The organism is Microlunatus aurantiacus (assembly GCF_039536605.1).
Lineage (GTDB): Bacteria > Actinomycetota > Actinomycetes > Propionibacteriales > Propionibacteriaceae > Microlunatus > Microlunatus aurantiacus.
On sequence record NZ_BAAAYX010000013.1, the window covers coordinates 77,495 to 96,154 of the forward strand.

Here is an 18,660-nt window from a genome sequence, read left to right on the forward strand (position 1 = left end):
GACGGCCGGCGCGTGCGCTCTCGCCGGCCGGACCGGTGGTGGGGAGGACGCCGGGGTCGCTGACCCCACTGGACACGGCGCGCTCTCTGGGGGAGCTGGACATCCCGGGCTCCTGAAACTCTCTCGCCGGCACCTGATACTCCTTCCGTCGGTACCCCCTAGGGGTATCGACGAGAACGACGGTACCCCGTGGGTATTCCCATCGAAGCCGGTTACGGTGTGACCATGCAGTGGTTCGGGGCAGTGGCGTCGGCCGACGCCGCGCGGTCCCGGCTGATCCTGTGGCTCGCGGTGCTGGCGGTCGGACTGAGCTTGCTGGCGATGCACCAGCTGTCCAGCAACCACACCGCCGCCGACCCTGCCTCCGGCGACCGGGTCGGGACCGTCACCGCGGACGATTGGTCTCAGCACGCTGCCGGTCACACCGGCGATGCGGGACCTGATCGCGCTCACACTCTCCCTGCCCTCGGCGGGACAGATCTCGTCTCCGGGGAGCACGACGGCTGTCCCGGTTGCGCCGGGCACACGACGATGGCGCTCACCTGCCTGGCGGCCCTGGTCCTGCTCACCGCCGGCCTCCTGCTCCCACGCCCCCGGACCGGACGAGGGATCCTTCGGCCGCGGCCGAACCAACCAGCCGTCCCCCGCCCCCGGGAACGCTTCAGACCCCGGCCCCTGAGTCCTGTGGAGATGTCGATCAGCCGTACCTGAGCGGAGAACCCGGCCGCCCCGAGGCAGCCGGAGGACCACTCGTCGTCCGCGTCCTCACCCGGTTCGCCCCTCCGACCCCACCTGCGCTGAACCCACCATCCACACAGAGAGCACGAGCACGCCATGCCTTCTCGAATCACCCCGAACATCAACCTGCGCGGCAGTCTGGTCGTCGCGGCCGCCCTGGTGCTGACCAGTCTCACCGGCTGCTCCGCCCACGACACGTCGACCATGCCCGGCATGGACCACGGGTCCGCCGGCAACCCCACCACCGCCAGCTCACCGGCCATGACCCGAACCCCGGCAGCCGGCCCTCACAACGACGCCGACGTCATGTTCGCCCAGGCGATGATCCCGCACCACCGGCAGGCCGTCGCCATGAGCGACCTGATCGTGGCCAAGGACGGCATCGACGCCGACGTCATCGGGCTGGCCATCCAGATCAAGGGCGCCCAAGGTCCCGAGATCGTGCAGATGAGCGGCTGGCTGGCCGGTTGGGGCGAAGACCCGAGCCCGTCGATGGGCATGGACCATGACATGGGCGGCGGCATGATGAGCCAAACCGACATGGACGCCCTCGAGCAAGCCACCGGTGACGACGCCGCTCGCCTGTTCCTCACCGGCATGATCACCCACCACAAGGGCGCGATCACGATGGCTCAGGAAGAGATCGCCAACGGACGCAGCCCCGAAGCGCTCACCTTGGCCGAGCAGATCGTCACCGACCAGCAGGCCGAGATCACCGTCATGACCCAGCTGCTCACGCAGCTCTAGCATCCCGCCGGGTGGGGCCGTTCACGGCGATCGGCCCCACCCAGCCAGCCACCTGGCGACCTGGAGTCCGTGATCTCAGGGCAGAGCCAGGGTTGCGGCGACGTCGTCACCACCGAGTGCCCGGGTACCGTGAAAAGTCCGAACCAGCCTCGCACGTGGAGTGATCATGACGTTCCTGATTCTTCTCATCCTCATCGTCGGTGGCGTGGTCGCCTACCGCTACAGGGTGCCGCTGATCGCAAAGATCACCGGTCAGAAGGAGAGCCGGATCCGTCGCGCCCTGGATCAGCGCAAGCGCCACTGAACCTGTGGCGAGGTGGTGGAGCGGGTCCCGTCGGGTGTCGGGGTTCCTCTGACCGTCCGGCTGTGCACGCCTCGGTAGAACGGTCGTCGCTCCCGGCCACTGCCCTGCCCAGTCGGCGGACGGCGGAGGCGACGGCTGCCTCGAGCCTGACCCGCCGCCGGAGTCGGTGCACCCGCGTGCGACGGTGGCGTGATGGCAGCGTTCCCGGCCGATACCCACGTCCACAGCGAGTTCTCGTGGGACACCGGTGGCCCGACGTCGCCATCGGCAGTCGGGACCATGAGGCGCACCTGCGCTCGGGCCGTACGCATCGGGCTACCAGCGGTGATCTTCACCGAGCACCTCGACCTCAGCGGTTGGCGAGCCGCCGCCGAGGACTTCGCGGACCATGAACGCCTGCTGATCGACCAGAACGGCTGGATGCAGCCGCCGCCGCTCGACGTCGCCGGCTACCTGGACTCCGTCGAGCGATGTCGGCACGAGTTCACTGACCTCCGCATCCTCACCGGGGTCGAGCTCGGTCAGCCGCACCTCGACGGCGGTGCCGCCGACGCCGTCATCGACCTCTCCGGGCTCGATCGAGTGAACGGCTCCCTGCACACCCTGCCGCACGCCGGGCACCGTAGTGAGCCGGTGACCCTGTTCCGCGAGCTCTCGGACCCGGCCGAGGTGATCTGGGCCTATCTGCAAGAGATCCCGGCGATGGTCGACGGCGGAGACTTCCACGTCTTCACCCACATCGACTACGCCGCCCGCTACTGGCCCGTCGAGGAGCACGGCCCCTTCGACCACCGGCCGTTCGAGGACGGTTTCCGGCAAGCCATGCGCGCTATCGCCTCCTCCGGGCGTGCACTCGAGATGAACACCGGGCGTCCCCTGCGACCGTGGATCCCGCAGTGGTGGGCCGAGGAGGGCGGACGCGCCGTCAGCTTCGGGAGCGACGACCATGCAACGACAGGCCTCGCGGCGCACTTCCACGAGGCCACCGCGCTGCTCGACCACGTCGGCTTCTCTCCTGGATCGCGACCCGAGGACTTCTGGACCCGCTGAACGCGCGTCCGATCGCGCCTGCCGAGCAGCGCACACCGCCGTCTCGGTCGACGGTGGTGGGCCCGGACTCGGTGCATCTGGCGGAGGCCGGCGCGTTCGGCAGCCGACGGCACCGAGCGTTCCGACGGTCTAGACGCGGCCGGTCTCGTGGGCCCACATGGCGACCTCGACGCGGTTGCGGGCGCTGAGCTTGCGCATCACGCTGGCGAGGTGGGCTTTCACGGTGCTGGGGGTGATGTAGAGCTCGCCGGCGATCTCGTTGTTGGTTCGGCCTCGGGCCACCGGTACGAGGACCTCCTCCTCGCGGGCGGTGAGCGGTTCCAGCGGCTGCCTCGGTGGTGAGGTCTGTGCCTGGGCGAACGCTGCGAGGAGTCGGACGGTCACGCTGGGGGCGATCAGCGCGTCCCCGTCGGCGGCGGCGTGGATGGCCTGGGTCAGCAGGGCGGGTCCGGCGTCCTTGAGCAGGAAGCCGCGGGCGCCGGCCTTGAGCGCGCCGTGGACGTACTCGTCGAGGTCGAAGGTGGTGATGATCACGATGGGCAAGGGGTCGGTGACATTGGGGCCCGCCAGACGTCGGGTGGCTTCGATGCCGTCCATCAGCGGCATGCGGATGTCGAACAGGCCGACGTCTGGGCGCAGCTGGAGCGCCAGGCGTACGGCCTCGCGCCCGTCGGCGGCCGCGGCGACCACCTCGATGCCGGGTTGGGCGTCAAGCAGCATCGTCAGCCCGGAGCGCACGATGGGCTGGTCGTCGGCGATGAGGACCCGGATGCTCATCGGGGCGCCCCGGTTCGGGGCAGGACGGCCTCGACCCGCCAGCCCCGCTCGGCAGCGGGGCCCGCGTGGAAGGTGCCGCCGAGCAGTGTCGCGCGTTCCCGCATGCCCACCAGGCCGTAGCCCGCTGGGGCGCGGCCACCGGCGGCGGAACCGTCGTCGTCGATCGCCAGCCGTACGTGGTCGGCGTCGCCGGTGACGGCGACGGTGATCCGGGTCGCGTGGCGGGCGTGCCGTCGAGCGTTGGTGATGGACTCCTGGGCCAGGCGGTAGATCGCGGCCCCGACCGCCGGACTGAGGTCGTCGAGCTGGCCGGCCAGCGTCACCTCGATCCGGGGAGGCGTCCGGCCGTCGTCGGCGAGCTGTCCGACCTCGGCCACGCCGGGCTGCGGCGCGAGCTCGGTGTCCTGCGGAGCGCGCAGCACGCCGACCATGGCGCGCAGCTCGGTGAGCGTACGGGTTGCTGCGTCCTCGATGACGGCAAGGGACTCGACGGCACGCTCGGGGTGGGAGGCCGCGATGGCACGGCCTGCCTGGGCCTGGATGGCGATGCCCGAGACGTGGTGGGCGACGGTGTCGTGGAGCTCACGAGCGAGCTGTTCGCGTTCGCGGGCCTTGGCCTGATCGATGTCCCGGAGGCGGATCTTCGCGCGATAACGGATCGCGGCCCCGAGTGCGGCGGCGAACAGGAAGAACCCGTACGCGGCAACGGAATCCGCGGGGCTGGTGGTGTCGGCGACGTTGGTGATGGCCAGCCAGAGCAGGATGATCCCGAGGCCGCTGACGGCTTCCCGACCGGACCCCCACCGGAACAGGGCCCAGGTCAGGATCAGGGCCGCGGCCATGCTGTTCAGCAGGCTGCCGTGCGACCCGGTCACGATCCTGACGATGTCGACGATCGTCAGCGCACCGAAGGAGAACGCCACCGCGACGAGCGGGTGCGAGCGCCGCCACAGCAGGGGGCCGATGACCGCAAGTGCCGCGAGCAGCAGCAGCGGCAGTGGCGCCAGGTCCTGACGGAGAACCACCTCCAGCACGGACCAGCCGACCAGCGCGGCGACCAGGGCCCAGTCCCGCGGCCCTCGGTCCGGGGCACTCGTGGGTCGAGGTTCGACCCACAGCGAACGGAGTGCGTCGGCGGCCATCTGAGCAGCGTAGGCAGTCCGACGGCCCGGCGTATCCACCGAAAGGACGAGAGCTCGGGTGACCCGACGGCCGGGCCGCACCGGTCCTCCCGGCTGATGCGGCCGCTGCCCCTGGCCGCCGGCCTCGACGCCGAGCCACTCCGCACACCGCACCAGGCCTGACGACCCGCTCCGCACTCCATCATCCTTCGCTCAGGCCTGAGACCGGTCCGGCGCTCGGCCGGCGGAAGCCCCTGACCGGGGAGAATGCCGTCGTGACAGCTGCTGCCTTCGCCGACCGTGCCCGGAACCACCAGCCAGTAGTCGGCTACTGGATGACGTTGGCCAGTCCCCTGCTGACCGAGCGGCTGGCCGGGGTGGGCTACGACTACGTCGTGCTCGACGCCCAGCACGGCGAGCTGGACGGGCGGGCTCAGACGGCAGCGCTGATCGCCGTCGACGCCGCCGCGGGCGCCTCCGGTCTGGTCCGGGTGGAGGCCAACCACGCCACCCCGATCGGGCGCGCGCTGGACGCCGGCGCGGCGGGGGTGATCGTGCCCCTGGTCAACTCGGCCGAGGACGCGGCGGCGGCCGTGGCCGCGAGCCGCTACCCGCCGGCCGGGATCCGGTCGTTCGGGCCGCTGCGGTCCGACCTGCGCATCGGCCCGGCTCCGACCGAGGCGAACGCCACCGTCCTGGTGCTCGCCATGATCGAGACATCGGCCGGCTTGCACGCCGTGGAGGAGATCGCCGCCACCCCGGGCCTGGACGGGATCTACATCGGGCCGTCCGATCTGGCGCTCGGGGTGGGAGCCGCCTATCCCGGCGACCCGGCGGCGGACGACGCCCTGGCGGCGGCCCTGGTGCTGATCCGGGAGGCCTGTGAGGCCGCCGGGATCATCGCCGGGATCCACACCCCGAGCGGGGAGGTCGCTGCGCAGCGTCTCGCCGAGGGTTTCACGCTGGTCACCGTCGCCCACGACGTCGGGCACCTGGTGTCCGCCGCCGCGACCCACCTCGAGACCGCCCGCCGCTGAGCCGTCCGTACGCTGCCGGGATGGCGACCAGGCCGCGCTACCCGACCGACCACGAGCCCACGATCGAGGTGCGGCCCGCGTACGGGCGGTTCGAGGACTTCGCCACCGTCGTGGGCACCCAGCGACCCGACGCCGGGGGCTGCTGGTGCATGTCGTACCGGGACAGCCGGCCTACGAACGCGGAACGCCCCGGCTACATGCGCGCCGAGTGCGCCACCGAGCCCGGGCCGGGCGTGCTCGTCTACGTCGACGACGTGGTGGCCGGCTGGTGCTCGATCGCACCGCGCACCAGCTACCGGCGCCTGCTCCACTCCCGGACCATCCCCGTCCTGGACGACGCGGCGGCCTGGCCGGCGGTCTGCTTCGTGGTCCGAGCCGGGTACCGCAAGCGGGGGCTGGCCCACCACCTGCTGGCCGGAGCGGTCGAGCACGCCCGGGCCCACGGGGCGGAGGTGGTGGAGGGCTATCCGGTGGAGACCGCCGGCGGCCGGGTGGACGTGATCTCGGGCTACGTCGGCTCGGTCGAGCTGTTCGAGACCGCCGGATTCGCCCGGGTGGCACCGACGACGGGGCGCAGCGGTGGACGGCCGCGCTGGGTGATGCGGCTCGATCTCCGCCCCTGACCACGGTCCTTCCGGCGCCGGTCCTGGCCACTGTCGGCAGGACCGGCCACGATGGGCCGATGACCGACACCTCCCAGCTGCGCCTCGGCATCACCTACGTCCCGTACCTCCACCCCGAGCACCTCCGTGACCTGGCCCAGGCCGCCCAGGAGTGCGGGCTCGACGACCTGTGGGTGTGGGAGGACTGCTTCAAGCAGAGCGGGGTGGCCGCCGCCGCGGCTGCCCTGGCCTGGACCGACACCGTCCGGGTGGGCATCGGGCTGCTGCCGGTCCCGCTCCGCAACGTGGCCCTGACCGCGATGGAGATCGCCACCCTGTCCCGGCTGTTCCCCGGCCGGCTGCTGCCCGGGATCGGGCACGGGGTGCAGCCCTGGATGGGCCAGGTCGGCGCCCGGGTGGGCTCACCGCTGACGCTGCTCCGCGAGTACGCCACGGCGCTCCGCCGCCTGCTGGCCGGGAAGGAGGTCAGCGTCAACGGGCGCTACGTGCAGCTGGACGCCGTGACCCTCGACTGGCCGCCGGCCGAACCGCCGGCGCTGGGCATCGGGGGTGACGGCCCCAAGTCGGTCGCCCTGGCCGGCGAGCTGGCCGACGTCTACCTGCTCAGCGCCGCCCGCACCGACGCCGAGATCGCCGACGCCTACGCGATCGCGTCCGCGGCCCGGCAGCGACGCGACCCGGGTGCACCCGCGCTGCCGATGGTGAGTGCCCCGATCACGGCGACGGGTCCGGGGGCCCGGGAGCGGGTGGACGCCGAGATCCCGTTCTGGGGCAAGGAGCCCGACCCGGGCATCGGCTCCGCGGGTGACGCCGAAAAGGTGGCCGCCGACTTCCGTCGGTTGGCCGGGCTGGGCGTGACCACCATTGCGGTGCAGCCGACCCGGGACGAGCCCGATCTGCTCGGTCTGGTGGAGTTCCTCGGTCGGGAGGTGAAGCCCCTGCTGGCCGCCGGCTGAGCCGACGCGTCGACCGGAGCGCCGTCCCGGCGGCACCGGCGGCACCGGCGGCACCGGCGTCACCGGCGTCACCGGCGTCAGCCGATGTCGACCGTGATCGTGTGCCAGCCGCTGGCCCCGTCCGGAGCCGGCGCGGCGAGGTCCGCGGTCTGGGTCGACCCCTCCGCGTTGGTAGCGCGGACGGCTACCTCGTGACTGCCCGGCGTGGCGTCCCAGCGGTAGCGCCACTGCCGCCAGGTGTCCGGCCCGGTCACCTCGGCCAGCTCCGCCTCCCGCCAGTCGCCGTCGATGCCGACCTCGACCTTGGCGATGCCGGTGTGCTGGTCCCAGGCGACGCCCGCCACCACCACCGGGCCGGCCGCGGCCGACCGCCTGCGGGGCACGTCGATCCGCGATCCCGTCTTGATCGGGCCCTGGGCCGCCCAGCCGAGCGGAGTCCAGTAGCCCTGGTCCTCGGCGAAGGTCGTCACCTTGAGCTCACGGACCCACTTGGTGGCCGACACGTAGCCGTACAGGCCCGGGACGACCATCCGTACGGGGTAGCCGTGCTCGAGGGGCAGCGCCTCGCCGTTCATCCCGACCGCCAGCAGAGCCAGCCGGTCCGGGTCGGTCAGGGCCTCCAACGGGGTGCCTGCCGTCCAGCCGTCCTCGCTGGTCGACAGCACCATGTCGGCGCCGGCCCGTGGTCCGGCCTCGGCCAGCAGCTGACGGATCGGCAGACCCAGCCAGACGGCGTTGCCGATCAGGTCACCGCCCACCTCGTTGGAGACGCAGGTCAACGTGGCCACGTGCTCGACCAGCGGCAGCGCGACCAGATCGGCGAAGCTGAGGGTGATCTCCCGGTCCACCATCCCGGTGATCGTCAACGACCAGTCGTCGGCCGACAGGATCGGCACCTGCAGAGCGGTGTCGATCCGGTAGAAGTCCGCATTCGGGGTCACGTACGGCGACAGTCCCTCCTGGCCCAGGTCGACCCCCGCGGGGAGCGGATCACGACGGGTCGGGGTCGGCAGTCGGAAGCGCGAGCGTGCCTCCTCCACGGCCCCGGCGGTGGCCACCAGAGCCCGACCGGCCACCGCGCCGACCGCCGCCGCGGCCGCGACCACACCGGTCCAGCGCAGGAACGTGCGCCGGGCCATCCTGGCGGCGTCCGGGTCCGGCCCGGCGGCCGCGAGGGACCAGCGCTCCCGACGCAGCATCAGCGCGCGCAGCAGCAGGTAGCCGAGCAGCAGACCACCCACTGTGGGCACGACGGCGCGGATCGACGACTGGCCACCGGTCAGCACCGCGACCAACCCGACCGCGGCGACGGCGGCGAACACCAGCCCCCCGCCGTACGCCCGGCGCTGCTCCAGCCGACCGGCGAGGCCGCACAGCGCCAGCACGCCCAGCACGATGATCACCAGCAGCACCGGCTTGTCGGCCGTGCCGAGTGTCTCCTTGCCCCAGTTCACCAGGCCCGCCGGCAGCAGGTCGATGATCATGGAACCCACGGCCGGCACCGGGGCGCCGCTCGGCGCGAGGGCCCAGGCCAGGAGATCGGCGATCGCCATGCCGGCCAGACCACCCACGACGCCGCACACCTCGGCCCAGCGACCGGTGGGGAAGGCCCGGGGGTCGGCAGCGGGCGCGAGGGGTGATTCGGCGCGGGGCGCCGTTTGCGTCATGCGCCCATCCTGCGTCGGCTGGAGCCGTTCCACAACGGCGGGCAGCTCGCGACGGGTGACCGTCCCCGAGCTCGCGACGGGTGACCGTCCCCGAGCTCGCCCACGGCCCGACCGCCCCCGGCCCGCCCGCTCGGTCCGTGACCGTCCCGGGTGGCACACTCCCCCGATGGCTCTGGCACGTCGCTTCAACCCCCCGCCCAACTGGCCCGCCGCACCGGACGGTTGGGTCCCGCCGCCCGGCTGGCAGCCGGATCCCGCCTGGGGACCGCCGCCGCCGGACTGGCCGGTGTGGGTCGGCTACCGGGCGAACCCGCGTGCCTTCGCGTGGTCGTTCGGCTTCGCGGGCGGCTTCTACCTGCTGATCTTGGTCGTGGCGCTGATCGGCACCGGTGGCGACCTGAACCCGGAGACGGCCGGGGTCGTCCTGTTCCCGTTCCTGATGGCCGGTCTGGTCACCGGCCTGATCGCCTGGAGCCGGCCGCGCCGCTGGGGCGTCTGGCTCTACCCGCTGGTCGTGTTCGGCATCGCCTTGCTGGTCAGCGTGATCAGCAACCTGGGACGTGCCTCCGGGAGCTGACGCCGGCCCCCGGACCACTAGGTTGACCGACGTGCCGTACGACGTCCGTGGTGTGCTGTTCGATCTCGACGACACGCTCCTCGACCACTCCGCCGCGGCGGCGGCCGCGGTCCGGCACCTGGTCAGGTCCGTGCCCGGGTGGGGCGACGACGACGAGACCACCGTGGGCCGGTGGCGGGCGCTGGAGGAGAAGCACTTCGCCCGCTACGCCGCGGGTGAGATCGGCATGCTCGACCAGCGGCGGGCGCGGGTCCGCGCCTTCCTCAGCCTCGCCGAGGCGTCGGACGCGGAGCTCGACGCGCAGTTCGCCACCTACCTGGCGCACTACCGCGTCAGCTGGCGGGCGGTCCCCGGCGGACCGGAGCTCGTCCTGCGGCTCCTCGACGGCGGCTACCGGGTCGGCGTCCTCACCAACGGGCAGGCGGTTCAGCAGCGGGCGAAGCTCGCGGCCATCGGTCTGAGCGACACCCGGCTGCTGGTCTGCGTGTCCGAGGAGCTCCCCGCCGCCAAGCCGTCCCCCCTGGCGTACGAGGCGGCCTGCCGGGCCCTCGGGCTGCCGCCTCACGAGGTGCTGATGGTGGGCGACCACCGCACCAACGACATCGACGCCGCCCGGGCTGCGGGCCTGCACGCGGTCCACGTCGTCCCCGGGACCTCGCCGGGCCGGATCGGCGACGACGGGGTGGAGACGATCGCCCGCGTCGCCGACCTCCGACTCTGACGGCGGTCGTCCCCGACTGCCACCCCGGTTCGACGAGGTCAGACCGTGGTCCGATGCGGTCGAGGCGGCGCGCACCTAGGCTGACGCGGTCATGACCACGCCCGCCCCGCCCCTCGTCCGCGATCCCCGCTGGGTGTTCGACTTCCTGCTGGCGGCGGCGGTCACCGTGTTCTGCGGTGTGGCCGCCGGCGGGGAGGACGTCGAGACGTGGCTGCTGTCCTTTCTGCTGACCGCCACCCTGCTGGTCCGCCGCAGTCACCCGACCCTGGCCCTGGTGCTCGCCACGACGATCGCTCTCGGCCAGGCGATGCTGCTGCCGGCACCGTCGCTGAGCATCGTGGTCGTGCCCATGATCGTGTACGCGGTCGCTCGCTACGGAACCCCGGCGGCCGGCACCGCGGCGCTGTGGGTCGGTCTGGCCGGCGCGGCGATCGGCCCGGCCCGGTGGCTGGGTCTGACTGCCTCCGGGGCCCTGGTCGGCTTCGCCGTCACCGCGACCGCCTGCGCGGCGATCGTGGCCGGCGCCTACCTGCTGGGTCGTCGGCTCCGGGAGCGGCTGGAGGCGACCGAGCAGCAGACGCGCGCCGCTTCCGAGCGTCGCCGGTTGGAGCTGTCCGAGCAGGAGCAACGGGCCCGGGCCGTCGCGGTCGACGAGCGCAGTCGGATCGCCCGCGAGCTGCACGACATCGTGGCGCACTCCCTGTCGGTGATCGTGGTCCAGGCCGAGGGCGGCCGGGCCGTGGTGCTCCGGAAGCCGGAGGTCGGCGCTCAGGTGCTCGACACCATCGCCGAGACCGGACGCACCTCCCTGGCGGAGATGCGCCGCATCGTCGACCTGCTCCGTGGCGGCGAGTCCGATCCCAGCTACCTCCCCTCCCCCGGTGTCGCCGACATCGAGGAGCTCGTGGCCCGCTCGGGCGACCGCTTCCGGCTGACCACGTTCGGCTCCGCCCCCTCGGTGTCCGCGGCCGTCGGCCTCACGGCGTACCGCGTGGTCCAGGAGTCGATCACCAACGTGCTCAAGCACGCCGGACCGCAGGCCACCGGCCAGGTCACTGTGGCCTACACCGCGGACGCGATCGAGATCGAGGTGAGCGACGACGGGCGGGGGGCCGCCGCCCGAGGCACCACCGGGCCCGGGAGCACCGCGACCGGACCCGCACCGGCCGACCCGGTGGCCACCGGCACCGCACCGCCGGCCGTCGGTCACGGCCTGCGCGGGATGGGCGAGCGGGTGGCCCTGCTGCACGGCACGCTGGACGCCCGTCCCCGACCCGGCTGCGGCTTCACCGTCCGGGCCTCCCTCCCGCTGATGCCGCCCGCACCGGCCCCCGCCACCCGGAGTGCGTCATGATCACCGTCTTCCTGGTCGACGACCAGGCCCTCGTCCGCGGTGGCTTCCGGTTGCTGATCGAAGCCGAGGACGACCTCGAGGTGGTCGGCGAGGCCGCCGACGGCCAGCAGGCGGTGGACGCCTTGTCGCGGACACCCGCCGACGTGGTGCTGATGGACATCCGGATGCCCCGGATGGACGGGGTCGAGGCGACGCGTCGACTGACGGCCCGGGCTCAGCCGCCCAAGGTCTTGATCTTGACCACCTTCGACCTCGACGAGTACGTCTACGCCGGTCTGAAGGCGGGGGCCAGTGGATTCCTGCTCAAGGACGCCCGGCCCGCCGAGCTGCTCTCGGCCATCCGCAACGTGGCGGCGGGGGACGCGGTGATGGCCCCCAGCGCCACCCGGCGCCTGCTCGACCACGTGCTGCCGACACTGCCCAGCACGGCGGCGCCGACCGGCCCCGACCCGCGACTGGCGGTGCTGACCGAACGCGAGATCGACGTCCTGGTGGAGATCGCCGACGGTGCCTCGAACACCGAGATCGGCGCACGGCTCTACCTCGCCGAGGGGACGGTGAAGACCCACATCGGTCGCCTGCTCGCGAAGCTGGTCGTCCGCGACCGCGTCGGGCTGGTCCTGTTCGCGTACGAGACCGGTCTGGCCCCGCGTCCTCGCTGACCGGCCAGCGCACGTGATCACCGTCGGGCTCCGACCAGGGGATGATCATGGTCTCGAGGAGGACGACTCTGCTCCGATGCGCCCGGCGGCGGTGCCGACCAGGCTGGGGGCATGAACTCGACGCTCTCCGCCGCGGACCTCCTCACCGAACGCGCCACCATCGCCGTCAGCACCCTCAACCTGGTCAAGACCTACGGGACCGGACCGCAGGCCGTCCGGGCCGTGGACGGGATCAGCGTGGCGATCGCGACCGGCAGCTTCACCGCGATCATGGGACCGTCGGGGTCGGGCAAGTCCACCCTGATGCACTGCATGGCCGGACTGGACACCATCAGCGACGGCCGGGTCTTCCTTGGTGGGCAGGAGATCAGCCGGATGCGGGACACCGAGCTGACCCTGCTGCGCCGGACCCGGGTCGGCTTCGTCTTCCAGTCCTTCAACCTGCTGCCGACCCTCACCGCCCGGCAGAACATCCTGTTGCCGCTGGACCTGTCGGGACGGTCGGTGGACGAGGACCGCCTGCAGCGGGTCTGCGCCTCGCTGGGACTGTCCGACCGCCTGGGGCACCGGCCCGGTGAGCTGTCCGGTGGGCAGCAGCAGCGCGTCGCCATCGCCCGGGCCCTGATCACCGAGCCCGCGGTGATCTTCGCCGACGAGCCCACCGGAGCCCTGGACTCCGCCAACGGTCAGGTGCTGCTCTCCCAGCTGCGCACGGCCAGCCGCGAGCTGGGTCAGACCATCGTCATGGTCACCCACGACGCGGGGGCGGCGGCGTACGCCGACCGCGCGCTGCTGATCAACGACGGTCGGCTGGTGGGCGACCTCGATCGTCCGGACGCCGACTCCCTCCGGGTCGAGCTGAGCCAGGTCGGAGCCTGACGTGCTGCAGACCACCCTGGCCGAGGTCCGGGCTCATCCGACCCGGCTGCTCGGCGTCCTGCTGGCCGTCGCGCTGAGTGTCGCCTTCCTGGTCGCCTGTCTCGTCTTCGTGGACACCGAGTCGGCCGCGCTGCAGCGGTCCGTCGCGGTCCGCACCGCCGGCAGCAGCGTCGTCGTGCGGCCGGTCGACGAGCGCAACCTCACCTCTGCCATCGCCGGCACCCCCGGCGTGGACACCGTGGAACGGGCCCGGTCCACCTGGCTGGACTTCAGCGCCGCCGGGGAGCGCGGTCTGCTGCAGCTCGGCTCGCGGCCCCAGGATCGCCGGCTCCAGTGGATGACCCTGCGGGCCGGGACCTGGCCGGAGCGGGCCGACGAGATCAGTCTCGGCCGAGCGACCGCCGAACGGGCCCGGATCGGGGTCGGCGACACCATCCGGGTGCAGGCCGGCACCGCGAACGGCACCGACGACCTGCGCGACCTCCGGGTGGTGGGACTCGTCGACGAGTCGGCGTCGCTCTTCTCCGACCTGCAGAGCAGTGGGGTGGTGACAACCGCCTCACCGCTGCTGGCGGGCGGGTCGACGGAGTACCTGGTCCTCGCCCGGCCCGGCGAGGACCCAGCCGCCCTGGCCGCCGCCCTGGAGCAGCGCCTTCCGCCGGAGACCGAGGTGATGACCTCCCAGGCCCTCGCCGCCCGCCAGCTGGCCGGGCTCACCGGCGGGGTGGACGTGATCCGCTATCTCCTGCTGGGCTTCGGCAGCATCGCCGTGCTGGTCGGCTCCATGATCATCAGCAACATCTTCGGCATCGTGGTCGCGCAGCGGCGGCGGCAGATCGGTCTGCTCCGAGCGGTCGGGGCAACCCGAGGACAGGTCGGCCGGAACCTGCTCGTGGAGGCCCTCCTGGTGGGCCTGGCCGGCTCGGTGGTCGGCCTCGCCCTCGGCATCGTCGTCGCGGCGGTGGGAGCGGCGATCTCCGGGTCGCTGGCGGGCGGTCTGGCGCTACGGCCGTTGCCCCTGGTGCTGGTCGGGTTCGCCGGCGTCGTGGTCACCCTCGTGTCGGCCCTGGCTCCTGCGCGGCGGGCGATGGTGGTCAGTCCGTTGGACGCCCTGCGACCTGTGGCCGACGTGGGCGCCGCTCGCCGCTCGGTTCTCGTCCGCGGGAGCGTCGGCTCCGCCCTGGGTGTGCTGGGGGCCGGCCTGGTCACCCTGGGGCTGCTCCGCGGTGGCAGCGGCGCCCTGCTCCTCGGCGTCGCCGGCTCCGCACTGCTGGCCACGGCCGTCATCGGGCTCGCCCCGGTCTACCTTCCGCCGGTGTTCCGTGGTGCGTCCCGGCTGCTGCAGGGGAGCCGTCCGAGCCTTCGTCTGGCGGCGGCGAACACGGTGCGCAACCCGGCCCGGGCGGCCGCCGTGTGCGCGTCGCTGATGCTGGGCGTCGGGCTGATCGTCACGCTGCAGGTCGGGGCGGCCAGCATCCAGAGCAGCACCCTCGCCTCGGTGCGCCACGAGTTCCCGGTCGACGCCGTCGTCCGAGCGCCGAGCGGTGTCCTGCCCGCCGACGTGCTGCCCGGTGTCCGGGCGCTGCCCGACGTCCGCGCCGCCCTCGCCGTGCCCTCGGCCCAGGCGTCCACCGCGGCCGCGACGGTCCGGCTCGACGGGCTCGGAGCCGACGCCGGAGCGGTCGTCGCCGCCGGGCTCGGCCAGCTCGACGACGACACGGCCCTGGCGCACCCGTTCACCCTGGAGATGCTCGGCCGGGCCGACGGGGACCGCGTCCAGGTCACGGTGGGGCCGAGGTCGTCGACCTTCGTGCTGCGGGCCAGCGACGTCGCCGACGCGGGCTCGTTGGTGATCACCACCCAGGCGCTCGAGCGGGTCGCTCCCGACGCCCCGGTGACGGCGGTGTGGGCTGCCGCCGGCGAGCGCGCCGACCCCGCTGCGGTGATGAACGGCATCCGCTCGGTCGCAGCCGCCCATCCGCGGCTCGAGGTGGGTGGGTCCCTCGAGCAGGTGGCCGCCATCACCAGCGTGCTCACGGCGCTGCTGCAGATCGCGACCGCGCTGACGGCTGTGGCCGTGGTGATCGCCCTGGTCGGGATGGGCAACTCGTTGGCGCTGTCGGTCATCGAGCGGAGTCGTGAGTCCGCCCTGCTGCGGGCTCTGGGTCTCCAGCGGCGACAGCTGCGCGGGATGCTGGTCGCCGAGGCGGTGCTGCTGGCGCTGGTCGGTGCCGGCGTCGGGGTCCTCGCCGGGATCGGGTTCGGGATGATCGGCACGGCAGCCATGGCGGCGGAGGGTGGTTTCGCCGAGATCAGGTTCGCCGTCTCCGGCCGTCAGACGGCGGTGGTCGTCGCCGTCGCCGTCGTCGCCGGAGCGCTCGCGTCGGTCGCACCGGGCCGCCAGGCGGCGCGCGCCCGGCCGGTCGAGGCTCTGGCCGAGGCCTGAGCACGCCGCGGCGGCGGGTTCAGCCGGTGAGGCCGTCGAACGCGAAGCCGTGCGGCGCGGCGATGTGGTCGATGGGCTCGTCGGTGAAGCGCGCCGCCGTGGTCAGCACCGGGTGCGCGAAGAAGGACTCCGTGCCGGTGGGGAACCGGAGCGGGGTGCCGGTCTGCAGCCACGCGCTGCTGTGGATCATCGCCAGCATGGGCCGGGGCCGGGACGTGGTGTTCGGCATCCCGGCGTGCCAGAGGCGGATGTCGCGGATCAGCATGCTGCCGCGTCGCAACGTCGGCTGGAAGGGCGGCGCCACCGCGCGGCGGGCGGCCAGCCGCTCGGCGTCGATGGTGATGTCGTCGCCGATGCCGACCCCGAGCTCGCGGTGGGTGCCGGGCCAGAGCTCGGTGGCCCCGTTGGCCGGCGAGACGTCGACAGTGGCCACGTTGACCACCAGCTGGGCCGCCGGGTGGGCGACCTCCAACGCGTCCAGCGGCCACAGGTGACCCGTGTCGGCGTGCACCGGCTGGCGCTGGTCGCCCGGCAGGGCCGTGTTGCCGCCGTACATGACGTTCTTCAGCCCGGGACCGAGCAGGTCCGACGTCACCGCGATCACGTACGGGTTCAGCAGCACGTCGGCGAACAGGTAGGGCGGGAACGGCGGTGGGTCCTGCTGCAGGTTGCCGGCGTTCCAGTTGTAGGGCGTGTCCGGCCGGGCGCGCAACGCGTCCAGGTCGGCGATCATCCGCTCGTGCAGGACGTCCAGGTGGGCCGGATCGACGACGTCGGCCAGCACCACCAGGCCGTCGGTCCGGAGCGCGTCGGCGGCGACCCGCCGGTGTTCGTCGGAGAGCACGCCGGTGCCCCGCTCCCGGTCGGTCGGGGTGATCGTGATCATGGACGATCCTCCTTCTGCCGCTGGGACCTGAGTTGCCGGACGAGTGTCAGACGGACCGGTGTCGGCCGGACCGCACCAGCCGTCCACGCAGACGTCACCGGACGCCTGGTCCCCGAGGCTGATGAGCGACCGGGGGGTCACCGGTCCGCGCGACGGCTCGGTCACGCGATCGGCTGCCCGGCCTCGGCGCGGACCTGCTCGAGCACCTGCCGGAAGGTCTCCGTCTCCTGCGCCCCCGACACCCCGTACTTCTGGTCGAAGACGTAGAACGGGACGCCGTTGATCCCGTACGCCGCTGCCTGCGCGACATCGGCCTTCACGTCGGCCTGGTAGCGGTGGTCGGTGAGGGCGGCCACCACCTCGGTGCGGTCCAGCCCGACCTCGGCGGCCAGGTCGGCCAGGTCCTCGACCCGCCCGACGTGCCGACCCTCGACGAAGTAGGCAGCCAGCAGCCGTTCCTTCAGCTCGGCCTGGCGACCGTGCGCCTTGGCAAGGTGCAGCAGCTCGTGGGCCAGCACGGTGTTGGTCTGGTGGATGGTCTCGTAGTGGTAGTCGAGGTCCACCGCCGCCGCGATCCCGACCACCCGGTCGATCATGGTCTGCGCCTGCTCGGGGGCGATCCCCTTGCGCTCACTCAGGTAGTCCAGCGGCGATCCGGCGAAGTCCACGGGCGTGTCGGGCGCGAGCTCGAAGGAGTGGTACTCGACCTCCACGTCGGCGCCCTCCGCAGCCACGGCCGCCTCGAACTTGCGCTTGCCGATGTAGCACCAGGGGCACTGGATGTCGGACCAGATGTCGACCTTGATCGGTTGGCTCACGTGTCGGTGAACGCGCGAGCCCCGCCCCGCCATTCCCGGAGCGGGCGGTGGACCTCAGCCGGCGTCGACGACCTCCGCCTCCGCCGGCAGCCAGCCGGCCGAGCCATCCCCCGCTTCGACACCGGCGCGGCGGAAGGAGATCGGCAACCCGCGTGCGGTGGCCCATCGGACGGAGTCGGTGACCTGGACGTGCACGTGCGGCTCCGTGCTGTTGCCCGAGTTGCCGCACTCCCCCACAGGCGTCCCGACCTCCAGCTCGTCCCCGGGAGACACCGAGACGGTGCCGCGACGCAGGTGGGCGAGCAGCACGAACGGTCCCGTCGCGCCGAGGGCGAGCACCACGTGGTTGCCGGCCACCGCCGGAGCCCCCGCCCGGACCCGGGCGGCCTGGCTCAACGCGTACGGGATCTGGGCGAGCAGTGACCGCCGGGCGACGTGATCGGGCTCGCCGTCGTGGCTGAGGACGACCGTGCCACGGGCGGGAGCCAGGACCGGCAGGCCGAAGCCGTGGAAGACCTCCGGCGGCTCGACCGACAGCGCCGACCGCCATGACGCCGGTGCCGAGCGGTCGTGGTGGTCGACCGCGACGAAGTCGATGGCGTAGGTGACGCCGAACCGGTGCGTCCCGTGGCTCGGAACTCGGCGGGCGGGACTGTTGCGCGCCTGCCAGCGTCCGTGGAACGGCAGCACCAGCAGCACCGGTGACCGGGCGTCCGGCCCCTCGTCGGGCAGCATCGGCCCACCGTACGCCGGGCGGGGGTGACGGCCCCCGGGTTCCGACGCCCGGGACGCCGACGCAGAACCTCGCCCAGGGGTGTCGAGATCGACTGGCCGGCTCCGACCTGGAGATGTCAGGCTCATCCGGAGCCGCGAGCACGAGGAGTCAACCGTGAAGTACGTGATCCTGATCCACAGCAACCCCCAGCCCTGGGGTCACCCCACCCAGCAGTTCACCGAGGAGGGCCGGGCGCTGCCGAGCGAGGAGCACGCCGAGATGGACCGCGGCTTCGAGGCGCTGATGGAGGAGATCTCCGCGTCCGGGGAGTTCGTCGTCGCCGAGGCGCTCGCCGACCCGGCGTCGGCCACCCTGTTCCGCTGGACCCCGGAGGCGCACCTGACCACCGACGGACCGTACGCCGAGACCAAGGAGCACCTGGCCGGCTTCTTCCTGATCGACTGCGCCACCCGGGAGCGGGCGGAGGAGATCGCCGCCCACTTCACCCAGCCCGGGGGCACGGTCGAGCTCCGACCGGCGATGTGGGCCGGCGGCGACGACCACTGACCGGGTCCGTGGCAC

At 72.8% G+C, this 18,660-nt stretch carries 19 protein-coding genes; 13 read left to right on the forward strand and 6 right to left on the reverse strand.

Annotated features, from left to right (window positions below; genetic code table 11):
- Positions 1–834: 834 nt before the first annotated feature.
- From ABD714_RS14230 to ABD714_RS14240, 3 genes are all read left to right on the forward strand, one after another.
- Positions 835–1,485 (forward strand): DUF305 domain-containing protein, encoded by a 651-nt coding sequence (locus ABD714_RS14230; protein ID WP_344813039.1) that lies wholly within the window; start codon positions 835–837, stop codon positions 1,483–1,485.
- Between the two features lie 166 nt (positions 1,486–1,651).
- On the forward strand, positions 1,652–1,789 hold the full coding sequence (locus ABD714_RS14235) for a hypothetical protein (protein WP_344813040.1): 138 nt from the start codon (positions 1,652–1,654) through the stop codon (positions 1,787–1,789).
- A gap of 192 nt (positions 1,790–1,981) precedes the next feature.
- Positions 1,982–2,839, forward strand: a complete 858-nt coding sequence (locus ABD714_RS14240) for a PHP domain-containing protein (RefSeq protein ID WP_344813041.1) — start codon at positions 1,982–1,984, stop codon at positions 2,837–2,839.
- 129 nt (positions 2,840–2,968) lie between these two features.
- Here the strand turns inward: ABD714_RS14240 and ABD714_RS14245 are convergent, their stop codons facing one another.
- Both ABD714_RS14245 and ABD714_RS14250 read right to left on the reverse strand, forming a co-directional pair.
- Positions 2,969–3,616, reverse strand: coding sequence for a response regulator (locus ABD714_RS14245; RefSeq protein ID WP_344813042.1), 648 nt, complete (start codon positions 3,614–3,616; stop codon positions 2,969–2,971).
- Entirely contained in the window at positions 3,613–4,758 is a 1,146-nt protein-coding gene (locus ABD714_RS14250; protein WP_344813043.1) for a sensor histidine kinase, read from the reverse strand. The genes ABD714_RS14245 and ABD714_RS14250 overlap by 4 nt, the downstream gene beginning before the upstream one ends.
- A 254-nt stretch (positions 4,759–5,012) precedes the next feature.
- On the opposite strand from ABD714_RS14250, the gene ABD714_RS14255 reads away from it, so the two are divergent.
- From ABD714_RS14255 to ABD714_RS14265, 3 genes are read left to right on the forward strand one after another with little or no spacing between them, the layout of a single operon-like run.
- Positions 5,013–5,774 (forward strand): HpcH/HpaI aldolase family protein, encoded by a 762-nt coding sequence (locus ABD714_RS14255; RefSeq protein ID WP_344813044.1) that lies wholly within the window; start codon positions 5,013–5,015, stop codon positions 5,772–5,774.
- 20 nt (positions 5,775–5,794) lie between these two features.
- Positions 5,795–6,397 (forward strand): GNAT family N-acetyltransferase, encoded by a 603-nt coding sequence (locus ABD714_RS14260; protein WP_344813045.1) that lies wholly within the window; start codon positions 5,795–5,797, stop codon positions 6,395–6,397.
- A 59-nt stretch (positions 6,398–6,456) separates the two neighbouring features.
- Complete coding sequence (locus ABD714_RS14265) at positions 6,457–7,353, forward strand: LLM class flavin-dependent oxidoreductase (RefSeq protein WP_344813046.1); 897 nt, start codon at positions 6,457–6,459, stop codon at positions 7,351–7,353.
- A gap of 77 nt (positions 7,354–7,430) precedes the next feature.
- Here the strand turns inward: ABD714_RS14265 and ABD714_RS14270 are convergent, their stop codons facing one another.
- A complete protein-coding gene (locus tag ABD714_RS14270) occupies positions 7,431–9,020 on the reverse strand; it encodes a molybdopterin-dependent oxidoreductase (protein ID WP_344813047.1) in 1,590 nt (529 codons plus the stop codon).
- 166 nt (positions 9,021–9,186) lie between these two features.
- Here ABD714_RS14270 and ABD714_RS14275 point away from each other — a divergent pair, with 166 nt between their 5' ends.
- The 6 genes from ABD714_RS14275 to ABD714_RS14300 all read left to right on the forward strand — a co-directional run bounded on the left by ABD714_RS14275 (position 9,187) and on the right by ABD714_RS14300 (position 15,659).
- The gene (locus ABD714_RS14275) at positions 9,187–9,597 is read left to right on the forward strand and encodes a hypothetical protein (protein WP_344813048.1); all 411 of its coding nucleotides are present in this window, start codon (positions 9,187–9,189) and stop codon (positions 9,595–9,597) included.
- 31 nt (positions 9,598–9,628) lie between these two features.
- Positions 9,629–10,318: an HAD family hydrolase gene (locus tag ABD714_RS14280; protein WP_344813049.1), complete on the forward strand. Its 690-nt coding sequence runs from the start codon at positions 9,629–9,631 to the stop codon at positions 10,316–10,318.
- A 91-nt stretch (positions 10,319–10,409) separates the two neighbouring features.
- The gene (locus ABD714_RS14285; protein WP_344813050.1) at positions 10,410–11,672 is read left to right on the forward strand and encodes a sensor histidine kinase; all 1,263 of its coding nucleotides are present in this window, start codon (positions 10,410–10,412) and stop codon (positions 11,670–11,672) included.
- Entirely contained in the window at positions 11,669–12,334 is a 666-nt protein-coding gene (locus ABD714_RS14290; RefSeq protein ID WP_344813051.1) for a response regulator transcription factor, read from the forward strand. The genes ABD714_RS14285 and ABD714_RS14290 overlap by 4 nt, the downstream gene beginning before the upstream one ends.
- A 111-nt stretch (positions 12,335–12,445) precedes the next feature.
- Positions 12,446–13,213, forward strand: coding sequence for an ABC transporter ATP-binding protein (locus ABD714_RS14295; RefSeq protein ID WP_344813052.1), 768 nt, complete (start codon positions 12,446–12,448; stop codon positions 13,211–13,213).
- A 1-nt stretch (position 13,214) separates the two neighbouring features.
- Entirely contained in the window at positions 13,215–15,659 is a 2,445-nt protein-coding gene (locus ABD714_RS14300; RefSeq protein ID WP_344813053.1) for an ABC transporter permease, read from the forward strand.
- Positions 15,660–15,678: 19 nt separating this feature from the next.
- Here the strand turns inward: ABD714_RS14300 and ABD714_RS14305 are convergent, their stop codons facing one another.
- The 3 genes from ABD714_RS14305 to ABD714_RS14315 form a co-directional block, all read right to left on the reverse strand.
- A complete protein-coding gene (locus ABD714_RS14305; protein WP_344813054.1) occupies positions 15,679–16,545 on the reverse strand; it encodes a phytanoyl-CoA dioxygenase family protein in 867 nt (288 codons plus the stop codon).
- 161 nt (positions 16,546–16,706) lie between these two features.
- Entirely contained in the window at positions 16,707–17,363 is a 657-nt protein-coding gene (locus ABD714_RS14310) for a DsbA family oxidoreductase (protein WP_344813055.1), read from the reverse strand.
- Between the two features lie 54 nt (positions 17,364–17,417).
- On the reverse strand, positions 17,418–18,098 hold the full coding sequence (locus tag ABD714_RS14315) for a M23 family metallopeptidase (protein ID WP_344813056.1): 681 nt from the start codon (positions 18,096–18,098) through the stop codon (positions 17,418–17,420).
- A gap of 154 nt (positions 18,099–18,252) precedes the next feature.
- On the opposite strand from ABD714_RS14315, the gene ABD714_RS14320 reads away from it, so the two are divergent.
- A complete protein-coding gene (locus tag ABD714_RS14320) occupies positions 18,253–18,645 on the forward strand; it encodes a YciI family protein (RefSeq protein ID WP_344813057.1) in 393 nt (130 codons plus the stop codon).
- The last annotated feature ends 15 nt before the right edge of the window (positions 18,646–18,660 follow it).